The organism is Protofrankia sp. Cj5 (assembly GCF_917627405.1).
GTDB lineage: Bacteria > Actinomycetota > Actinomycetes > Frankiales > Frankiaceae > Protofrankia.
The window spans coordinates 44,541-62,935 of record NZ_CAKJTO010000010.1; the positions used below are offsets into that span (position 1 = coordinate 44,541).

The 18,395-nt window shown below is 67.1% G+C and carries 18 protein-coding genes and 1 tRNA gene; 4 read left to right on the forward strand and 15 right to left on the reverse strand.

The window, feature by feature from the left end:
* Positions 1-104 precede the first annotated feature (104 nt).
* The 10 genes from MJ777_RS04245 to MJ777_RS04290 all read right to left on the reverse strand — a co-directional run bounded on the left by MJ777_RS04245 (position 105) and on the right by MJ777_RS04290 (position 9,163).
* A complete protein-coding gene (locus MJ777_RS04245) occupies positions 105-2,192 on the reverse strand; it encodes a hypothetical protein (RefSeq protein ID WP_239373316.1) in 2,088 nt (695 codons plus the stop codon).
* The gene (locus MJ777_RS04250; RefSeq protein WP_239373318.1) at positions 2,189-3,094 is read right to left on the reverse strand and encodes a 5'-methylthioadenosine/S-adenosylhomocysteine nucleosidase; all 906 of its coding nucleotides are present in this window, start codon (positions 3,092-3,094) and stop codon (positions 2,189-2,191) included. The genes MJ777_RS04245 and MJ777_RS04250 overlap by 4 nt, the downstream gene beginning before the upstream one ends.
* 331 nt (positions 3,095-3,425) lie before the next feature.
* A complete protein-coding gene (locus MJ777_RS04255) occupies positions 3,426-3,887 on the reverse strand; it encodes an NUDIX hydrolase (RefSeq protein WP_239346034.1) in 462 nt (153 codons plus the stop codon).
* Positions 3,888-3,993: 106 nt separating this feature from the next.
* Positions 3,994-4,710: an NUDIX domain-containing protein gene (locus MJ777_RS04260; RefSeq protein ID WP_239346033.1), complete on the reverse strand. Its 717-nt coding sequence runs from the start codon at positions 4,708-4,710 to the stop codon at positions 3,994-3,996.
* 119 nt (positions 4,711-4,829) lie between these two features.
* A tRNA-Leu gene (locus MJ777_RS04265) sits at positions 4,830-4,910 on the reverse strand.
* Between the two features lie 290 nt (positions 4,911-5,200).
* A complete protein-coding gene (bcp, locus tag MJ777_RS04270) occupies positions 5,201-5,689 on the reverse strand; it encodes a thioredoxin-dependent thiol peroxidase (protein ID WP_239313652.1) in 489 nt (162 codons plus the stop codon).
* Between the two features lie 10 nt (positions 5,690-5,699).
* Positions 5,700-6,923, reverse strand: a complete 1,224-nt coding sequence (locus MJ777_RS04275; RefSeq protein WP_239373320.1) for a bifunctional 2-polyprenyl-6-hydroxyphenol methylase/3-demethylubiquinol 3-O-methyltransferase UbiG — start codon at positions 6,921-6,923, stop codon at positions 5,700-5,702.
* A gap of 145 nt (positions 6,924-7,068) precedes the next feature.
* Positions 7,069-7,875 carry a thioredoxin domain-containing protein gene (locus MJ777_RS04280; protein ID WP_239373322.1) on the reverse strand — a complete coding sequence of 269 codons (807 nt, stop codon included), beginning with the start codon at positions 7,873-7,875 and terminating at the stop codon, positions 7,069-7,071.
* On the reverse strand, positions 7,872-8,492 hold the full coding sequence (locus MJ777_RS04285; protein WP_370652640.1) for a MauE/DoxX family redox-associated membrane protein: 621 nt from the start codon (positions 8,490-8,492) through the stop codon (positions 7,872-7,874). The genes MJ777_RS04280 and MJ777_RS04285 overlap by 4 nt, the downstream gene beginning before the upstream one ends.
* On the reverse strand, positions 8,489-9,163 hold the full coding sequence (locus MJ777_RS04290; protein ID WP_239346029.1) for an SCO family protein: 675 nt from the start codon (positions 9,161-9,163) through the stop codon (positions 8,489-8,491). Before MJ777_RS04290 ends, MJ777_RS04285 begins: the two co-directional genes overlap by 4 nt.
* 991 nt (positions 9,164-10,154) lie before the next feature.
* On the opposite strand from MJ777_RS04290, the gene MJ777_RS04295 reads away from it, so the two are divergent.
* The 3 genes from MJ777_RS04295 (at position 10,155) to MJ777_RS04305 (ending at position 12,999) form a co-directional block, all read left to right on the forward strand.
* Positions 10,155-10,550, forward strand: coding sequence for a DUF3618 domain-containing protein (locus tag MJ777_RS04295; RefSeq protein ID WP_239346028.1), 396 nt, complete (start codon positions 10,155-10,157; stop codon positions 10,548-10,550).
* Positions 10,551-10,606: 56 nt separating this feature from the next.
* The gene (locus MJ777_RS04300; RefSeq protein ID WP_239373324.1) at positions 10,607-11,245 is read left to right on the forward strand and encodes a histidine phosphatase family protein; all 639 of its coding nucleotides are present in this window, start codon (positions 10,607-10,609) and stop codon (positions 11,243-11,245) included.
* A 266-nt stretch (positions 11,246-11,511) separates the two neighbouring features.
* Positions 11,512-12,999, forward strand: a complete 1,488-nt coding sequence (locus tag MJ777_RS04305) for a catalase (protein WP_239373326.1) — start codon at positions 11,512-11,514, stop codon at positions 12,997-12,999.
* Between the two features lie 99 nt (positions 13,000-13,098).
* Here MJ777_RS04305 and MJ777_RS04310 read toward each other — a convergent pair whose 3' ends face one another.
* From MJ777_RS04310 to MJ777_RS04320, 3 genes are all read right to left on the reverse strand, one after another.
* Positions 13,099-14,247: a YbhN family protein gene (locus MJ777_RS04310; protein ID WP_239346026.1), complete on the reverse strand. Its 1,149-nt coding sequence runs from the start codon at positions 14,245-14,247 to the stop codon at positions 13,099-13,101.
* Positions 14,248-14,911: 664 nt separating this feature from the next.
* On the reverse strand, positions 14,912-15,229 hold the full coding sequence (locus MJ777_RS04315; protein ID WP_239373328.1) for a hypothetical protein: 318 nt from the start codon (positions 15,227-15,229) through the stop codon (positions 14,912-14,914).
* Positions 15,230-15,448: 219 nt separating this feature from the next.
* The gene (locus MJ777_RS04320) at positions 15,449-16,006 is read right to left on the reverse strand and encodes a TIGR03668 family PPOX class F420-dependent oxidoreductase (protein WP_239373330.1); all 558 of its coding nucleotides are present in this window, start codon (positions 16,004-16,006) and stop codon (positions 15,449-15,451) included.
* Positions 16,007-16,101: 95 nt separating this feature from the next.
* On the opposite strand from MJ777_RS04320, the gene MJ777_RS04325 reads away from it, so the two are divergent.
* Positions 16,102-16,446, forward strand: coding sequence for a DUF6247 family protein (locus MJ777_RS04325; RefSeq protein ID WP_239308677.1), 345 nt, complete (start codon positions 16,102-16,104; stop codon positions 16,444-16,446).
* A gap of 494 nt (positions 16,447-16,940) precedes the next feature.
* On the opposite strand, the gene rdgB is transcribed toward MJ777_RS04325, so the two are convergent.
* Positions 16,941-17,594: an RdgB/HAM1 family non-canonical purine NTP pyrophosphatase gene (gene rdgB, locus MJ777_RS04330; RefSeq protein ID WP_239373332.1), complete on the reverse strand. Its 654-nt coding sequence runs from the start codon at positions 17,592-17,594 to the stop codon at positions 16,941-16,943.
* A gap of 6 nt (positions 17,595-17,600) precedes the next feature.
* Positions 17,601-18,359 carry a ribonuclease PH gene (rph, locus tag MJ777_RS04335; RefSeq protein ID WP_255723998.1) on the reverse strand — a complete coding sequence of 253 codons (759 nt, stop codon included), beginning with the start codon at positions 18,357-18,359 and terminating at the stop codon, positions 17,601-17,603.
* Positions 18,360-18,395 lie beyond the last annotated feature (36 nt).

Genomic DNA, 18,395 nt, shown 5'->3' on the forward strand with positions numbered 1-18,395 from the left:
GCTTCACGCGAAGGGCGATCGATCTGGCACACGCGTTCCCTGACGAACTGTTGCGCGACGCGCACATAATCGGGTCGGCATTGAGGCTGCCTGGCTGCCTTGGCTCAGTCGGCCCAGTCGCGGGCCCAGCGTTGGCGGCGTTCGTGTTCCTTGGCTATCCATGCGGAGCCTTCCGCCGCCACCGACTCCAGGATGGGAAGGGCGCCTTCGAACCCCGAGCTCTGCAGCGTGAGCAGCCGGTCGTCCTGCTCGGCGCTGTCCAGCAGGTCGCCAAGGTTTCTGCGGAAGTGCTTTCCGATGACGGTGATGTCCTGGCCGCTCAGCAGTGTCAGCCGCAGCGTGTAGGCTCGCAGCCGCTCCACTTTGACTGGCTCCGGTGTGCTGACCTGCGTGGTACGCACACCGTTTTCCACCACCTGCGCTGACGCGAGCGCATCATATCGGAACAGCGTGCGCCGCTCGTTGCTCACCTCACCGGTCAGAAAGTCCAGGTGGGCCGTCACCTCGCGGACACCACTCTGGCTGAGCAGGAAAATCTGAACCTCATAGGCCGAGTAGCGGATTGGGCCGTTTTCTACCCGCACCTGTCTGGCGTCCTTTGTGCCCTCCACCGTCACCACGTGGGTCACGAGATCGCCTGTCGTCAGCCCGGCTCGCTCCGTGGCGTCAGTCCTGAGATAGATCTTGTCCAGGACGAGCCACCGGTTCATCTCGGTATCGGTGGGCTGCTCCTTGAGTTGCGAGAGCCACTCTCCGTACCATTCCATCTCCTGGTCGTACCGTCGCCTGGATCGGGCGGTAAGGAACCGGCGCAGGCCATGCGCAGCCCGGATAGAAGATGCTCCGCGTATCGCGAATGCTCCGCCGACACACAGGAGGATCGCGGGTGCCCATCGGCCGTCGAGCATTAGGAGTGCCAGACTGGCAGCAGCCAGCACAACGCCGACGCCGAGCATTCGACCTACGTCTTCGGGCACCTCCGGCGCCCGAAGACCGTATGGCTCCGCTGATTCTTGGCCCGGCCCGCCCGAATCTAGATTGTTGGCGTCTGGATCCCATGCCTTTGCCGTCTGGTCCGCGTGCCGGCGGATCAGCCAGTCGATTTTGTCAGGCTGGATCTGCGCGTTGCCGTAACTGGCGACGAGCCGTCGCTTCAGGCGCGCACGGGCAGCCTCAGTGTGCGCGGGCCAGTTCCCCGCGATGTGTGGCCGTGCCGCGCTGAACCGGGTATCGACCCGGTCATGAATCTCCTCGACGAAGCTGGTCGTCACCCAGTGCCCGGGAGAGCGGCGCGCCGGTGGCACGGTTTCGCGCTGGCACGCCTCGAAGCACAGTCGCAGGGTCCTGCGGTCGATGCCCTGCCGGAGCAGGAGACACCCCGCGCCGATCAGCCCGACTATCCCGGCGATGTCTGCGGGTCCGAACACCCCCGCGAGCAGAACCACAGCGCTTAACGTGAGTCCGCCGATGGCGTACCTCCGGTCGGCGAGCTCCGGGGGCACCGGTCGGACCGGGTCCGGCCGCGGCACAGCGGGTGGCGGCTCGAAGAACAGCCAGGCGCGCTGCTGCCGCTGTTTGTGAAGTCGCTGGGCTAAGACGAACCGCGTGCCCACGGTCTCCAGCTGGCGCCCCGCCATCCCGTCAAGCATGACGTCCAGGTGGAAGCTGATCTCCTCCTGCCGGTCCAGCGGCAGCTCATCGAGTACGTTCGGCCCCTCGTCAGTCTCGGTGAGGAGCGTTTCGGAGTCGAGCTGGGCGCGGGCCTCGTCCAGCAGACGCCACACTCCTTCGAGCGCGTCCGACCACTCGCTCCGCTGGCACGACCTGCCGATCTTTCGAGCTTCCTTGAGATTGTCTGCCAGCTCTCCGTGCAGATCGTTCCACGATCGCCCGCTGAGGACGGAGAGGCAGTAGTAATACACCGTCTCGGCAGACGAGTGGCCGCTCCTGACAAGATCTCCGAGAATTCTCTCGGCAGGTCTTGGAACGCCGGCGGCCAGCTGGTTGACCGCGACTTTGTACCGACGTTCTGGCGGGTCCCCCGGGAGTATTTTGTACTCTGTCGAAGAGCGAAAAATGATCCGGCCGTAGTTCTGTCCGATTACCTGGCCGACGCGGGCCTCGCCGGAGATGTCGACATGGCTGTCCGATGCACGTGATGTTTGGTGAGATTCAAGATCATCATCGATCATGACCAGTCCCCCCAGGTGTTCTCGATGGGTCCGTGATTGACGTCGATCTGCTGGCCGACGCGAGCGTTGCCGCCAATGCTCGTGTGATGAGAGGTTGGCGAACCGCCGGGCGATGGCCGTTGGCCGTCACCCGGTCCGTCGCTATCCGGGTCGGTTGGGTCGTCTGCCGCCGCTGCCAGCGCGACCGCGACCACGGCGGCATTGCGGGCTGCTCGGAGCTGGCTGCCGTGGCCGTCTGTCGTGGACTTGGTGCCGTCGGCCCGGTCGCTGATGGCGCGCACGGTCGCGATTGGCACCTGGCCGAGCTGGTGGGCCGCGAGCGCGAAGCCTGAGCTTTCCATCTCGATGGCGACGGCATGGTTGTAGTTGCGGCGGAGCTGGCGGGCTAGCGGTGACTTCTTGGAGTTCAGAATTACGTCCCCGACCGCGACCGCTTCGAAATGGATGCTGGCTCCCGGGCCTTCGCTCTCCGGGTCGGCGAGCGCCGCGCGCACTGCGGGGTCGCGTGGCAACCGGCGTGCGAGCTGTTCGAGGGCATGCGAGGTCGGCCAGGCATCTGGCCGCGCCATGAAGCCGGTGTCCTCGCTGCGGCCACCCTGGTACGCGAGGATGTTCGTGGCCACGACGACGTCCCCGATCTCCAGCCAGTCGCGGAGAGCTCCAGCGACGCCGACGAACAACATCGCCGAGGGCGAGAACTCTGTGTATACCCGCTCGGTCAGTGCGGCGGCCCCGGCTGCGCCCGCACCGATGACACCGAGTACGATCTGTCGGTCCGGGTGTGACGTGAGGCGCCCCACCTCGAAGATCGTTCCATGCCGGTGCGTATGGGGTCTGACCTCCGTGAGATGCGCCCGGACGGCATCGTATTCCACCTGTAGTGCGGTCAGAACTCCGATCACAGTGCACTCCCGGTTTGTGGGCTGCCGACAATAAGCGTGGCGAGGTGGCTCTTCGTCGCGCCGAGTACAAATCGTCATAGGCTAACGGCGGTGAAATCCCCGTTGCACGGTAGAAGGGCGCGCCACGAGGCCTTGCGAAAGGCGCAGTGAAGGGCAATGCGAGGGTGAAAAGTTGTCGAATGCCAAAGTCACTGATCGATAACGGCTCGAGGTGGTGGGTTGCGTACCCGTCGGCGCTGGCTTCCTAAGCTTGCTGTTCCCAAGATACTAAGAGCTAAAATACCTCGGCGGATGATGCCTAGCGCCGCCGGCGCGCCTTAAATCCGGATCATCAAGAGAGCCTTCTAGAGATGGCGTCTACAACGATATCACGGTGGTCGAAGGCGATTTGTTGCCGGGGGACCAGGAAGTGGCGGACGTCGACCCACCTGGCCAGGCGGGCGTCGCTGCCTCCGGCCACCGCCGGTGCTCCTGACAGGAACCCGTGGTACGCCACGCTTGCGATTCGCCCGCGTGGATCACGCCCGGGTGCCTGGTAGAGGCCAAGGCGCCGCAGGTGGTCGCGGCCTATCGCGAGTCCCGTCTCCTCCGACAGTTCGCGTATTGCCGCGTCCACGGCTCGCTCGCCCGGCTCGACGAATCCTCCAGGGAGCGCAAGAGCGCCAGCGAATGGATCCTTCGCCCGTTCGACCGCCAGCAGCGCCAATGCGTGACCCTGCCTCGTGAAGATCACAATGTCTACGGTCAGTTGCCCAGGTGGGCTTCGCCGGTCGTCCCGGCCCCCGTCTGTCATAGCGCTCAGCTTAGGTTAATGTCATCGCGACATCAACCCCGGGTGGCACCTAAGTGCCTACAGGGCAGCAAATTGTCTAGTTGACAAAAATCAGCCGTGACGCTCGTCAGGCCGTCCGGCCCGGCCGTGGGCCCGGCCGTGTGCGCATCATGGGAGGCGTCACGCTGGACGCCGGTCCGGCTCGGTAGAGCGCGGCCGGTCGGCCGTTGCCAGTCTGCCGCTTACGGCCCGTCGGCTCGACGAATCCGTCGGCGTCCGTCACCTTGCGGTAGAAGTTCGGTTTGTCCAGGCCGACACCCCAGACCACCTCATAGACCTCGCGCAGCTCGCCGATGGTGAACTCGTCGCGGCAGAAGGCGGTGGCGGTCGTACGGAACTGAAGGTCGTTTCTAGCCAGCTCAACCGCGTCCTCAAGCAGGTGGTCATGGTCGAACGCCAATCCGATGCGCCGCGCGCCCGAGACGGGCAGCCATTGGGCTGACCGCGCGTCAGACCCCGGCCTCGGTAGGGGCAGGTCGGGCGCGATCGCGAGGTAGGCGCACGTGATGACTCGGGGTACGCGCGGATCTCGGTCGGGTGCGGAATAGACGCCGACCTGCTGGAGGTGCAGGGATGAGGCGTCCACCCCGGTCTCCTCGGACAGTTCCCGGGCCGCAGTCTCGTCGAGGCTCTCGTCGCCCCGGAGAAACCCGCCGGGCAGCGCCAGCCGCCCGGCGAACGGCTCGTTGCCGCGCTCGACTACCAACACGCACAGATCGCCGTCCCGGATCGTGAGGATCACGAGGTCTGCGGTGACGGTGACGACCTGTCGGGCGCGGCTCACAGATGCCAAGGTACTGAGGGCGCGTCTCGGCACCTCGACCAGCGGAGCCACGGCACAGGGCGGGGCTCTCATATGCCAGTTGGTCGTCGACCGAATCAAGATCACTATGCATCACAGAGTGCGGGAGGGGGGACTTGAACCCCCACGCCCGAAGGCGGCAGATCCTAAGTCTGCTGCGTCTGCCATTCCGCCACTCCCGCGCAGGTACCACAGTAGCGATTGGCGGCCGCTGTTCGTCCACCGGTTTTCCCGTACGCAGGAGAGGATGCGCCGTGGGGAGTCCCGGTGGGCGCCGCCGGTGGCCGCGGTCCCACCCGTGGATCGCGGCCACCGGAGACAGGGCGTGGGAGGCGGCCAGGGACTGGCGATGCGCCTGACGGCCTCCCACATCCAGCCTGCCCGCCCAGCTGTCCTACGGCCAGGGACCTCCGGCTTGGTTGCCGGGTAACTCCGGCGGGTGTGGACGGGCCTCCCGCGGCCGCGGGCACGGTCAACCGGCCAGCTCAAGATCACGGATGAGCTTGGCGACGTGGCCGGTCGCCCGGACGTTGTACATCGCCTTCTCAATCTTTCCCTCGGCGTCCACCACAAAGGTCGAGCGGATCACGCCGAGAGTTTTCTTGCCGTACAGGGTCTTCTCGCCGTAGGCGCCGTAGGCCGTGAGCACCGCGCGGTCCGGGTCGGACAGCAGCGGGAACGTGAGCTTCTCGTTGTCACGGAACTTCGCCAGCTTCGCCGGCTTGTCCGGCGAGACGCCGAGCACGTCGATGCCGGCGTTGTTCAGCTGGACGAGGCTGTCCCGGAAGTCGCAGGCCTGCTTGGTGCACCCGGGTGTGGAGGCCGCCGGGTAGAAGTACACGATCACCCGTCTCCCCCGGTAGGCGGTGAGGGGGACGTTGTTGCCGTCGGCGTCGGGCAGGGTGAAGTCCGGGGCTGCGTCACCGGGGGTGAGACGGGCAACTGCGGCGGTCTCGGTCATGGTCGGAAAGCTAGTCGGACGCCCGCCCTGTCGCAAACCCGCTCGCCTGCTCACCGGGAAGTGACTGCTCCCCGGGAAGTGAGTGCTCCGCCGTTGCGTGACGGATGGCGAGCGGCTCGACCCCCGCCGCCGTCGCGACACCGACGAACGAGGTCGGATCAACCTGGCTGGCGGCCCATCTGCGTAGTTCATTCATGATCAGAACAGACAGGTCGACGTCGGCATCAGCGTCGGCGTCGGCGAACACCATGGGGTCGATCGCGACGTCCATGATGACCAGAAAGGTACGGCCGTCCCCAACGATGCGGCCACAGCCGACCGCGCGCCCTGGTTCGTGCACGGCCTCAACGCACAGTCCGGCGAGGCTGCCGTCAATGGCGTCCGCGGCGGCTTCGGGGCCGGGGTCGGACAGACCGCCAGCGGTGCGCAGCCGGCGTAGTTCGGCCACGTGGGGCATCCGGTGAACGACGAGGAACCCACCGACCGACAGCGACAGCGATCGTGATGCGGATCTGCCGACGGTCATCAGTTCTGGCAGCGGCTTGACGAGCGCGGGATGGGTGGTCGCCGGGCCGGGCCGGATGCCCACCACCAGCGTGTCGATCACCGTTTGCTGCCGGTCGTCCGGGCTGAGCTGCCGGTCATCCGGGTTGATCGGATGCGGTACGCGGCCAGCTCGACTGATTCGCAGGGGCGGGCCGTCAGCCAGTTCCGTCAGCAGTTCGTCGGCGTCCAGCAGTTCGTCGGGGCTGAGCAGGCTTTGGGGATCAGCCGGTCCGCTGGGCTTGCGGCCGTCGCCGCGTCCGAGAGTGAGGGTGGCGCGATCGTGCCCGAGCACCAGCAGCGTCCCACCTGGAATGACTGCTTTCATCGCGTCATACAGGATCGTGCGCCGTTCACCAGGCGGAAGATGAAGATAGCAGATAGTAACAAGATTGTATGACATGGGCCTTGGTGTCCATTCCAGGACATCGGCTTTGATCCACTCTGGTGTCACGTCGAATCGGCGGGAGAGCTCCCGCGCCTTGCGGATCGCGACTTCCGAGAAGTCCAGACCGGTGACCCGCCAGCCCTGCGAGGCAAGCCAGACGGCGTTGCGGCCGACCCCGCAGGCCAGGTCGAGGGCGCGGCCCGGGCGCAGGCCGGCGAGTTGTTCGATCACGATCGGGTTCGGCTCGGCGGTCCACACCAGGCCGGCTCCGGTGTGCCGACGGTCCCACTGCGCGGCGTCCATAGCCGTTATCTCACCTCGTGTCGCCGCGTCCTGCCGTATCGTGCCCGAGCGCCGCGGGACGACACGGCAGAACGCGGTGCGCTGTACCTGTGCTGCCGGGCGCTCCCACGGGTGCGTTGGTGGTTTTGCGCGCGCCCGCGGGGGACTATCCGGTGGGTGTGGCGTTACCGCCGCTGCCGCCGCCACCGGCAGCGGCCACCGCGTCGGTGAAGCCCTGCGGTGTCAGGGCCTGCGCGGCAAGCTCGCTGCCATTGACGAACACGGTCGGGGTGCCGGTCACACCGCGCTTGGACGCGTCGTCCTCCACCTTCGCGACATAGCCTTTGTACGTCCCGTTGTTCACCGCGTCGGTGAATGCCGTGGAAGTCAGCCCGACCTTGTCGCCGAGCCCGATCAATGTAGCGTTGGTGAAACCGCCGGTCCGCTCACGTGGCTGATTGGCGTAGAGAATGTCATGGTATTCTTTGAACTTGTTCTCCTGGGCGGCGGCCGCGCCGGCATTCGCGGCCCGGACGGACTCCGGCCCGATAAACGACATCATGTGGTAGACAGCCCTGATTTTCCCGCTGTCGATCATTTGCTGGATGGTGCCGCCAAGCGATGTCTCGAGATTTTCACAGACAGGGCACTGAAAGTCTTCGTAGAAATCGACGGTGACCGCGGCGGCTGCTTTTCCGACGACGATTCCGTTGTCGCTGCCGGTCGCGTTCGCCGGCACCACGACAGGCGTTGATACCGCTCGGCTGTTCTGGATGACAAAGCCGATCACGCCGACCAGGGCAAGCACGGCCACGACAGTGAAAGCGATGATCGTACGTTGGCGCCGCCGGGCGCGCGCGATTTCGGCGGCTCGGGCCGCGGCGGCCTTCTCCCGCCGGGCTTCCTCGCGGCCCGCGGGCCGGCGTCCGGCCGGGGCGTCTTTCTGCCGGCCCTTGTCTGACGTGGCGCTCATGAGCTCTCCTGGAACGGTCGGTCGAGGAGGCGGTCGAGGGCCAGCACGCTGTATGGCCAGCTCACCAGCAGGCCACTTGCGAGCAGGAGCAGGCTGTCCCGCACGATTTCCTCGGTGTAATGGGTGGGTGCGCCCGCTGTCAGGTCGCCGCCAGCGGAGAAACAGCCGCACTCGATGTGCAGACCGCGTGCCGCCGCGGCTGTGATTGCCGCGATGTAGGTGGCGAGCAGCAGCGTGGACACAACAGCACCAACCCGCACGGTCAGCCCCACAAGCAGCAGCAGCCCGAGGGCGATCTCAACGAACGGGACCGCATAGGCAACCGGATGAACGAAGGATTCGGGCAGAATGCGGAAGGCCCGGACCGAACGCACCATTCCCTGCGGATCGTTGATTTTCAGGACGCCGGCGGCGAGCCAGAGCGCGGCCAGGCCGAATCGCAGGACGGTCGCGAGTGCCCGTATGGCCCGTGGACCAGTGAGCCAGGCCTGGGCCGGTGCCCGGACGGCCATAATCATTTCTGGAGCGGCGCCGCCTGGGACGTCACCACCCGGAATGTTCACGGGGCTGTCCGCTTCCCGCTCCGCTGTCACGAGGTCACCTGTTTCGTGGGTCACGTCGTCTTTCCGGTGTCGGCCAGGACCGGCAGGTCATGGACGTAGTCGGCGACCTGCGTTCCGGCCAGGTACAGGACGCTGGCTTTGTTGTCCTTGGTGAATGCCATGACTTGCGTACCATGCGTAACGGTATACATACCGTTCGACTGGCGGACCGGTTCCTCCAGCGGGATGCCGAGAGCGTCCGCCTGCGCGTGTATCTGCGCCAGGGTGCCTCGGACACCCACGAAGGACGGGTCGAACTGGTTCAGCCACTGATCGAGTACGACACCGGTGTCGCGGTCGGGATCGGTGGTGACGAACACCGTCGCCACCTGCGCGCGTACCGAGGCCGGTACCACGTTGAGTGCCGCCGCGATGTCGGCCATCGTCGTCGGGCAGACATCCGGGCAGTGGGTGTAGCCGAAGAACAGCAGGGTGACCTTTCCCGCGGTCCGGGATCGCAGATCGAACGGGGCTCCGGCGGTGTCCGTCAGATTCAGGGCCGGCTTGTCGATCGGCTGAGGGAGCGCGGTTCCGCGTAGTCCCTTGGACGCCCCGGAGTCATCCAAGATGGTGACTGCTGATTCGCTGCCCGAGGAACAGCCGGCAGCGACGAATACGAGCGCGGCCAGCGGCACGGTGGCGAGCAGCCGGCGTCGACGGCGCGCGAAATGGAAAGATAGTGGCATAACTCCTCGTACTGAGCGGAAGCCGTACGAACATCGGGAATGACCGGGACGGCGGGCCGGCCCGCGTGGGCGCCTGCGGCCGCGGACAACGGGCAATACCCGCAATACCTGGGCATCCGGCGCACCAGGGAGGACCGGGAGTTTGCGGCGTGGCCCATGTTGAGGAGCCCGTGCGGGCCGGCCTGGGTCCCGAGCGCCGCCGCGTATCCCACCGGGCCGTCGAGCCAAGGGCGCCAGCCCGCGGCCCGCCAGCCAGCGACGATCACGATCAGGCCAATCATGGCAAAGAAGCTCGGTACGAGGCCTGGCCCCGGTCCGGCCGACGGCAGACCGGCCGACGGCAGACCGGCCGACGGCAGACCGGCCGACGGCAGACCGGCCGACGGCAGACCGGCCGACGGCAGACCGGCCGACGGCAGACCGGCCGACGGCAGACCGGCCGACGGCAGACCGGCCGACGGCAGATGAGTAGGCATCGCCAGCGCGACGGATGGGACGGCGAGCCGGGCCCCCTGCCCGAGCGGTCCGCGCCAAGCCGCCTTCACCGTGGACAGAGCCGGGCGAACAGCGCACCGGGGCCGCTCCTCGCCCGGACACGGTCGGCAGTTCACCCAACCAGGGTAGACAACCGGTGCGTGGGCCGTGCTCTCCGCCAGTCTCCGGCTGCCTCCAGCGAGGCTGGTGAGCTGTGCCGCTCCACCGCCGTTTCGCCTCGCGCCTGGGTGCCCGTTCTGGCACGATCCTCGGCAGCACCGCGGGCCAGCCGTCGCCCCGCTCCGCGATTCACCGGTTTCCGGTGATCGTGCCGCGGACGGCCACTGGTTCCCCGGCGTCGGTCCGGCCGTTCATGGCCGTCACGGTGTTTTCACACGGTGGACGGGTATTTTCGGGTGGTCCAGTGTTGCCAGATATGCGAGTCTCCCGAGGTGCCCAGGCCAACGGGGCCAAAGATCAGGTAGGCAGTCATCGCGCGGAGGAAAGGGCGACATCGGTGCCGCAGGACCCGGCTGCCATCCAGCAGCAGATCGAGAATACCCGCGCCGAGCTGGCGGTGACTCTAGACGCGATTGCCGAGCTCGTGAGTCCCAGAAGGATTGCCGAACGGACCGGTGAGCAGATCAGGGGCCGGGTGGCTGAGCTCCGCCAAAAAGTGATCTCCGGCACATTCGCCGGGCCTGATGCGATTACCGCGGGCTTTGACGGGGATGGCGAGAAGACTTTCGCCGTTGATGAGGCGCGAGACGGCCAGGTTCTGGCGGGCGGCACCGGATCGCCTTTTGTCCTGCGACGCACCGTCCGCTGGGATCGCGTGATCATAACGGGGAGTGTCCTGCTGCTGGTTGTCGGCGCCGGCCGCCGTCGGCGCCGGCGGCGGCGAGCCTGGTGACGTCCACGCGCGTCGTGTGATCTCCCGATGTCCGGAGGCGATGTGCGGGAGGGTCGGTGTCTGTTCCATCAGGCCGGCTTGTGTTGATCCGCCATGGCGAGACCGCCTGGAGCCGGTCCGGCCAGCACACCGGGGTGACGGACGTGCCGCTTACCCCGGACGGGGAGAAGCAGGCCGTCCGCCTCGCCGGCAGGCTCGCGCTCTGGTCCTTCCTGCTGGTCGCGGCGAGCCCGAAGCGGCGTGCCCTGCGGACGGCCGAACTCGCCGGCCTCACCCGCGTGGCTGGCCCGGCCGGCCGTGCCGGCGCGAGAGTGGCCCGGTTCGAGCACTGGGATGATCTTGCCGAATGGAACTACGGAGAGTTCGAGGGCATCACAACGCCTGACATCCGCCGATCGGTGCCGGGGTGGACGGTGTGGAGCGGGCCCACCCCCGGGGGCGAGACCCCCGCGCAGGTCGGTAGCCGCGCTGACCGGGTGATCGGACGTGTCCTGCCGTACCTGGAACGAGGTGATGTCGCCCTGGTCGGGCATGGCCACATGCTGCGGGTGCTGGTCGTGCGCTGGCTGGAGCTGGATCCGGCTTTCGGCGCCCGTTTCGTCCTGGATGCCGGTGGGCTGTCCATCCTCGGGCATGAGCACGAGACGCGTGCGGTCCTGCGCCTGAACGAGCCGGCCCTGAACGAGCCGGCATAGAGCGTCGGATTCCATGGCTTTCCGAGCCGCGCGGGTGGGTAGGCCTTCCTCGTCCCCCGACGTACGAGCGCCCGGCAGCAGGGGGGTAGATCAAGGAATGGGGCTGGGGCACGTGCATCGCGCGGCAATGGATGGACAGCGATGCCGCGAGGCGCGTGCCCCGGCCCCGCCGATAGCCCCGCGATGCCGCCTCCCCCGTTGCCGGTCGCTCCAAGCAGGCCCCGTCGAGCGGCAGGGCCGCGACGACAGGACAGGAGTGAGCCTCAATGACGGAGTCTCGACCACCTGCCAACCCGGTACCCGCCAACCCGGCACGCCCGACAACGACGGACGCGGGGATCCCGGCGCCGAGTGACGAGCATTCGCTGTCAGTCGGCCCGGATGGCCCGCTGCTGCTTCAGGATCACTATCTGCTCCAGAAGATGGCGCAGTTCAACCGGGAGCGGGTGCCCGAGCGCGTTGTTCACGCCAAAGGGGGCGGCGCGCACGGCTATTTCGAGGTGACCGCGGAGGTCACCAGGTACACCAGGGCCGCGTTCCTCTCCGAGGTGGGCAAGCGCACCGACGTGTTCGTCCGGTTCTCCACCGTGGCCGGGGAGCTTGGCAGCGCTGACACGGTCCGCGACCCGCGTGGTTTCGCGATCAAGTTCTACACCGAGGACGGCAACTACGATCTGGTCGGCAACAATACGCCGATCTTCTTCGTACGTGACCCGAGCAAGTTCCAGGACTTCATCCGCTCGCAGAAGCGGCGGGCCGACACCCACCTGCGCGACAACAACATGCAGTGGGACTTCTGGACGCTGTCACCCGAGTCGGCTCACCAGGTACTGATTTTGATGAGCGATCGCGGAACGCCGCGTTCCTGGCGGCATATGAACGGTTACGGCAGCCACACCTTCATGTGGGTGAACGCGGCACATGAACGGTTCTGGGTGAAGTATCACTTCAAGACCGAGCAGGGCATCGACAACTTCACCGACGGCGAGGCGAAGGCGACGGTTGCGATCGACCCGGACCGCCATATCCGTGATCTCGCGTCGTCGATCCACAATGGTGACTATCCGTCTTGGCGACTGGAAATTCAGCTCATGCCGTTCGCGGCTGCGGCCACCTACCGTTTCAACCCCTTTGATCTGACCAAGGTCTGGCCGCACGCGGACTATCCGCCGATCACGATCGGCCGTATGGTCCTGAACCGTAATCCCGGCGACTACTTTACCGAAGTGGAACAGGCATCCTTTGAACCGGCCAACATGGTGCCCGGGATCGGCCCGAGCCCGGACAAGATGTTGCTTGGCCGACTGTTCTCCTATCCGGACACGCATCGTCACCGGATTGGCCCAAATTATCTACAGCTACCGATTAATCGCCCGAAATCTCCGGTCAGCTCCTACAACAAGGACGGCGCGATGCGTTACGAGCCGTCCCGCGACCCGGTGTACGCGCCGAACAGCTACGGCGGGCCCCGGGCCGACACGGCCCGGTACGCCGACGACGCGGTGTGGGCGGCTGACGGCGAGTTCGTGCGGTCGGCGTACACACCGCACCGTGACGACAGTGACTTCGGCCAGGCGGGCGCCCTGTACCGGGACGTGATGTCCGACACCGACCGTGACCATCTGGTGAGCAACATCGTCGGGCATGCATCCCAGGATGTTCAGCCCGAGGTCCAGCGGCGGGTCGTGGAGTACTGGCGCGACGTCGACCCGGACCTCGGCGCTCGGGTCGCCAAAGGACTCGGCGTCGGCTGACCTGCCGGCACCGCCCGCGACAGCGGCAACCCGCGGCCAGCGCCGCGAGGTATCGGGAACCCCGGGCGGGGCGACAGTACGAAGATCATAGCAAGGAGATCACAGTACGTCGCGGCGGCGCAGGGCGGTCAGCGTCACCATCCCGGGTAGTACCGGAAGCCAGTAGCTGATCAGTCTGTACACGAGAACAGCGGCGAGCATGGACGCGGCGTCGCCCCCGACGGCGGTGAGACCGAGGGCCAGCGCCGGCTCGAGCGCCCCGACGTTGCCCGCCGTCGGCACGGCTCCGGCCACTGCCGCACCGATCAGGTAGATCGTCGCGATGGACAGCAAGGTCCCAGAGCCGTTGAACGCCCAGACGCACGACGCCAACGCCACGATTTGGGTGATTTTGATGCCGGCGGCGGAGGCGAGCAGGATCGCGGTCCGCCGCGGGGAACGGGCGAGCAGCAGGAGATGCCTGCCGGTGGCTGCCAGCGGAGGTTTCAATCGGTTCCGGATCCGGGGGTGCGCACTGAGCATGGCGCAGGCAAGCAGGCAGCCCGCGACGCATCCAAAGGCCAGCCTGGAACGCATGTGCCGATTGATCAGCTCAACGGGCGCGCTCATCGCGTTTCCGGCACCTGGACCGTTCGCCAGCCCGGTGACAAGCACGATTCCGGCCACATGCGCGAGCGCCACGACAACCTTCACCGCGGCGACGGCACCCAGCCCGGCTGACCGGGTGAGCCGTTGGCGTTCCAGGTAGCGCACGTTCACCGCGATCGCTCCAAGGCCCGCCGGCAGTAGCCGGTTCGCCGCCGCGGCCGCGAGCTGCACCCCTGTCGCCGTGTGCAGCCGCAGCGGCAGCCCGCTGGCCGCGCGTAGGGCCAGCGCGTTGGCCAGGAAGAACAGGGCGGAGGCGAACCCGCACACCACAAGCCAAGGCCAGGCGGGAGCCGCGACGTTCGACAGCTTGGCGGTTACCTCGGTGCGAAACCTGGTCACAAGCAGCAGGACCATCGGGATCGCGATGGCGATCCCGATCAGCGCGCGGGGCTGGCGCGGCCATCCCACGCGAACACGAGGCCAATGCGGCCGCAACGCCGCCGGTGAAAGCGCGTCCAGTGCACACCCACCGGACGCATCCCGCACCAACGGGTGAGTAATGCGCTGGTGGGGAATGGTGACCGGGGGCAGCACGACGGCGGTCCCGTCAGCTGCTGTCGCGGGACCCGCTTTTTCGGCGGCTATCCAGCCTGGCGTCATGGCGTCAGGGTAGATCGAGATTCATAACGGATGCTGAACAACGTACATCCGGCGCACGGACCTTCATTCAAGGGGTTCGCCGGACAGCGTGCCGCTCACCGGCCAGGCAACCGGTTTGGCCGGAAATAGCATGAAATAAACCGCACCTTGACTGTTCCCCGAGTGGGATGTGTCACTCAGGCCGATCGTGATCAGATCACGACATGATACGCATATGGCCGGTGTGTATCCGTTGCGCGACCCGGTTGCTTCCTGAAATCCCAACATCCGTTAGCGGACCGCCGGCGGCTGCTGAAAGGCCGGGCTCCGACAGATTCGCGTGTCCCGTCAACAATCACCCTGGACGGTACGGAAACGGCTTTCGGCGCATTGGCGAACGGCCGTACCGTGTTTATCGTCGATGTCATGAGCCGCTGCCCGCGCGCCCGCGCCCCGCGGTACGCCGGTACGCCGGTACGCCGGTACCGAGAAATTGCAGGTGGAACTGTTCGGCCGTGGTTTTCCGTGATCTTTTTTCCGCGCAACCAGGCTGGTGGCGTGCCCACAGGCCCAGGCGGCGGGTTGGTGGAGTACACCGGGCGGCGACGCTGATGGGCCGGCTCACCGCTGGCCCACCGCTGGCCCACCGCCGGCCCGGCCCATCAGCTACCGAACGCTCTCCATCTCACCGTATGGCGGACCGGCCGCCCGCCCACACCAACACGGCATCCGGCGACATCCGGATCCCAGCCGTCGCGGCGATGTCCACGAAGAAGAAAAGTGGCGTGACCTGGTAATCATGCCAACCGTTCTCAACCGCGAACAGTTCCGCTGACTCGGCCGAACCAAAAGTGACCGTCGCGTCACGAATCTGCCGCGTCTCCCCCGACTCAAAACGAATGACCCCGTACAGGACGGGCAGCTGCCCGCGCGCAGCCCCGCCGTCACCGGTCCCGTCGTCAGCGTCGTCACCGTCGTCCGCGTTCGCGCTGGTTGCCGCCACCGGCCCCACCGCCTCCTCCCAATCGCTCGTTCGGTACCCCCGCATCGCATGCCGGGCGCGCGCTGCCGGCACACCCGGTCAGCCCCGACACGCCCCAATGGCCCGAGCACGACGCGGCTTGGCGTCCCGTCGCATCTCGCCCAAAGACAAGATTCACTATGCAAGAGTCGTCTGATCATGTGATAACCGCGTTACCCGCAGGTGACCACCACGTACGGATCAGTAGGCGAGGCCGGTACAGCCGGGCGTACCGCCTGGGACAGCCGGCAGACCGGGCGGGGCAACGGGCAGACCGGGCGGTACGCGCCGGCCGGTGGGCGCCACGGGAGCGCCCGCGGGTTCCCCAGGAGGCTGCGCGTGCCCGAGACAGGCCCAGCCGATCCAGCGGCGGACCTCAACGAGAATGACCTGGCCCACCGGCCGGCGCTCGCGGTACTGATCGTACTTTGCCACCAGCTGGTCAATCGCGTCATGCCAGGCGGATCCGTCATCGAGAATGCGGGCGACACCGTCGGCTCGAGCCCACCACAGCAGGTTCCAGTCGTTCGCGTAGTAATCGACGATCAGGCTGACCCTCGGGTTGACCGCGATGTCGGCTAAGCGACGCAGAGCCATCGACCGTTTGGGCTTGTGGTCCACCACGGTCACGATCACATCGTCGTGCAGTGCGAAGGTGATGGGCACCAAGTGGGGCTGCCCGCTCGCGTCCGCCGTGGCCAGCCGGGCAACCTCAGCGGCGGCAAACCGGCCGCGTACCTCATCGGCGTCCAGGTTCATCCCTCATACCTACCGCCCTCGTACCTGCCGCGATACCTGCCGCGAGCGGTCAGGCCCCGCCTGGGGTGCGGACAGCCGGACGAGACAATAAGCGCATGGCTGACGCGGACGTGACAACCTCGCCGCATGGGGTGCGGATCCGGGTGAACAAGACAGGGCCAGGCGTGCATGCCGCCCTCGACCCGGACCGCAGGGCAGAGTTCGAGGCGGAGTTCCGAAACGCGCTGGCGCACGCCGACAACCAGTCCGACCTGGATGCCGTCCAGGATGTGGTCGAACGGTGGTGGCCGGCGGCAGTGCTGTGCGCCAACCCGGAGATCCAGGAAGAGATCGACATGGGCCGCTGCCGCGCGGCGGACGATGCCCACACCGCGTTCGGCCATCTCACCAGCCACCCGCACCCGCACCCGGAGGACGCCGACGCGGCGGTAGACAGTTGATCCCACCGCGGTCAGGCAGGCTGCTGGCACACCATCATGACCATCACCAGTTCAGGAGCCGCGGCCCCGCCGGAGATCGTCGTCAGGTTCCGCGCCTGAGCGCCGCCAGCGCCCGGCGCGCCAACGCTCGCGCACCCATGACTCAGACCAGCGCACACCGAGGGTGATCGAGGACGCGACTGGGGTGTCACGAGTCGGGGACGGATGGGAACGACCCGGACACCTCAGCCGCGTCCTTAACCTACCCTGCCGATAGCAAATAGTCACTGATCGATTACAGGTGGTTCTAGCTTACACGGCAATTGGCCTCCATGTACCCGTTTTGGCGTGGTCTACTGCCATGTCTTTTGCCGGATTTCACCGCCGCCTGCGCAGTGACGGGAGGTCAATCACGGAACGTGTCCAAATCTCCGCTAACAGATCGCCAGATATAACTCTCCGGACATGTCCGGCCGCTCCCCGAAGATGGGCGGAGAGCGGCCGGCGGAAGCCGCTCAGACGCCCAGCTGCCCCCGCAGGACGCCCGCAAGCTCTGCGAACGCCCGTCCCCGATGACTGATAGCGTCCTTCTCGGCCGGGCTGAGTTCCGCGCTGGTCCGCTCCTCGCCGTCCGGCACGAACAACGGGTCGTAACCGAAACCGCCGGTCCCGCGCGCCGCGGTCAGCAGCCGTCCGCGCATCTCGCCGTGCACGACCTGTTCGCCCCCGCCCGGGATCACCAGGGCCGCCGCGCACACGAACACCGCGCCGCGCCGCGCCGCGGGCACATCGGCCAGCTGGGCCAGCAGGAGCGCGTTGTTGGCGGCGTCCCGCTCCGCTGGGGACACCCGCAGCCGCGACCCGGCCCAGCGCGCGGACAGCACCCCGGGCATCCCGTTGAGGGCATCGACCGCGAGCCCTGAATCGTCCGCCACGGCAGGCAGACCGGTGACCCGTACCGCGTCCCGCGCCTTGATCAGGGCATTTTCGGCAAAGGTGGCCCCGGTCTCGGGAACCTCCGGGCCATCGGGCAACGCCAGCAGCTCGATGGTCAGCCCCGTGGCCGCGAGAATACGGCCCAGCTCGACGATCTTGGCGTTATTGCGGCTCGCCAATACGACACGGGCCGGCCCGACCGCACTGCGCGCAAGGCCTCCATCCGCAATCATCGGCGATCACCGGGCGGACGCGCGGGACGCGGGGCGCGGCCCTCCCGACGGCACCGGACGCACCTGGGCGAGTGCCGCCCGCTGGATGTCGGTCAGCCGTGTGCACCCCCGGACGGCCAGATCAAGCAGCTGGTCGAGCATGGCCCGGTCGAAGGGCATGCCCTCCGCCGTGCCCTGAACCTCGACAAAGCCGGCGTCACCCGTGCAGACCACGTTCATGTCGGTATCGGCAGCGGCGTCCTCGTCATAGGCGAGGTCCAGCACGGGCTGACCGCCGACGACGCCGACGCTCACCGCGGCCACACTGCGGATCACCGCATCCGGGCGGCCCAGCCAGGCGCACGCGTCGGACAAAGCCACATAGGCGCCGGTGATGGAGGCGGTACGGGTACCGCCGTCGGCCACCAGGACGTCACAGTCGATCGCAATCGTGTTCTCGCCGAGGAGCTTGAGATCGATGCAGACGCGCAGGCTGCGGCCGATCAGCCGGGAGATCTCATGAGTCCGGCCACCGATGCGCCCCCGCACCGACTCACGGTCGTTGCGGGTGTTCGTCGCCCGCGGCAACATCGCGTACTCCGCGGTCACCCAGCCCAGGCCGCTGCCCTTACGCCAGCGTGGTACGCCCTCGGTCACGGACGCGGCGCACAACACCCGCGTCCGCCCGAATTCGATCAATACCGAACCCTCAGCATGGTCCTGCCAGCCACGAGTGATCATTACCGGGCGAAGTTCGTCGAATGTCCTGCCGTCGGAACGCTTCACGACGACTGACCCTACCGGCAGGCGCTAAGAGCGCCC

Excerpts from the sequence above, each read along its gene's own strand:
- MJ777_RS04245 (WP_239373316.1), bottom strand. The coding sequence starts at position 2,192 with ATGATCGATGATGATCTTGAATCTCACCAAACATCACGTGCATCGGAC.
- MJ777_RS04255 (WP_239346034.1), bottom strand. The coding sequence starts at position 3,887 with ATGACAGACGGGGGCCGGGACGACCGGCGAAGCCCACCTGGGCAACTG.
- bcp (WP_239313652.1), bottom strand. The coding sequence starts at position 5,689 with ATGACCGAGACCGCCGCAGTTGCCCGTCTCACCCCCGGTGACGCAGCC.
- MJ777_RS04275 (WP_239373320.1), bottom strand. The coding sequence starts at position 6,923 with ATGGACGCCGCGCAGTGGGACCGTCGGCACACCGGAGCCGGCCTGGTG.
- MJ777_RS04280 (WP_239373322.1), bottom strand. The coding sequence starts at position 7,875 with ATGAGCGCCACGTCAGACAAGGGCCGGCAGAAAGACGCCCCGGCCGGA.
- MJ777_RS04290 (WP_239346029.1), bottom strand. The coding sequence starts at position 9,163 with ATGCCACTATCTTTCCATTTCGCGCGCCGTCGACGCCGGCTGCTCGCC.
- MJ777_RS04305 (WP_239373326.1), top strand. The coding sequence starts at position 11,512 with ATGACGGAGTCTCGACCACCTGCCAACCCGGTACCCGCCAACCCGGCA.
- MJ777_RS04310 (WP_239346026.1), bottom strand. The coding sequence starts at position 14,247 with ATGACGCCAGGCTGGATAGCCGCCGAAAAAGCGGGTCCCGCGACAGCA.
- MJ777_RS04320 (WP_239373330.1), bottom strand. The coding sequence starts at position 16,006 with ATGAACCTGGACGCCGATGAGGTACGCGGCCGGTTTGCCGCCGCTGAG.
- MJ777_RS04325 (WP_239308677.1), top strand. The coding sequence starts at position 16,102 with ATGGCTGACGCGGACGTGACAACCTCGCCGCATGGGGTGCGGATCCGG.
- rdgB (WP_239373332.1), bottom strand. The coding sequence starts at position 17,594 with ATGATTGCGGATGGAGGCCTTGCGCGCAGTGCGGTCGGGCCGGCCCGT.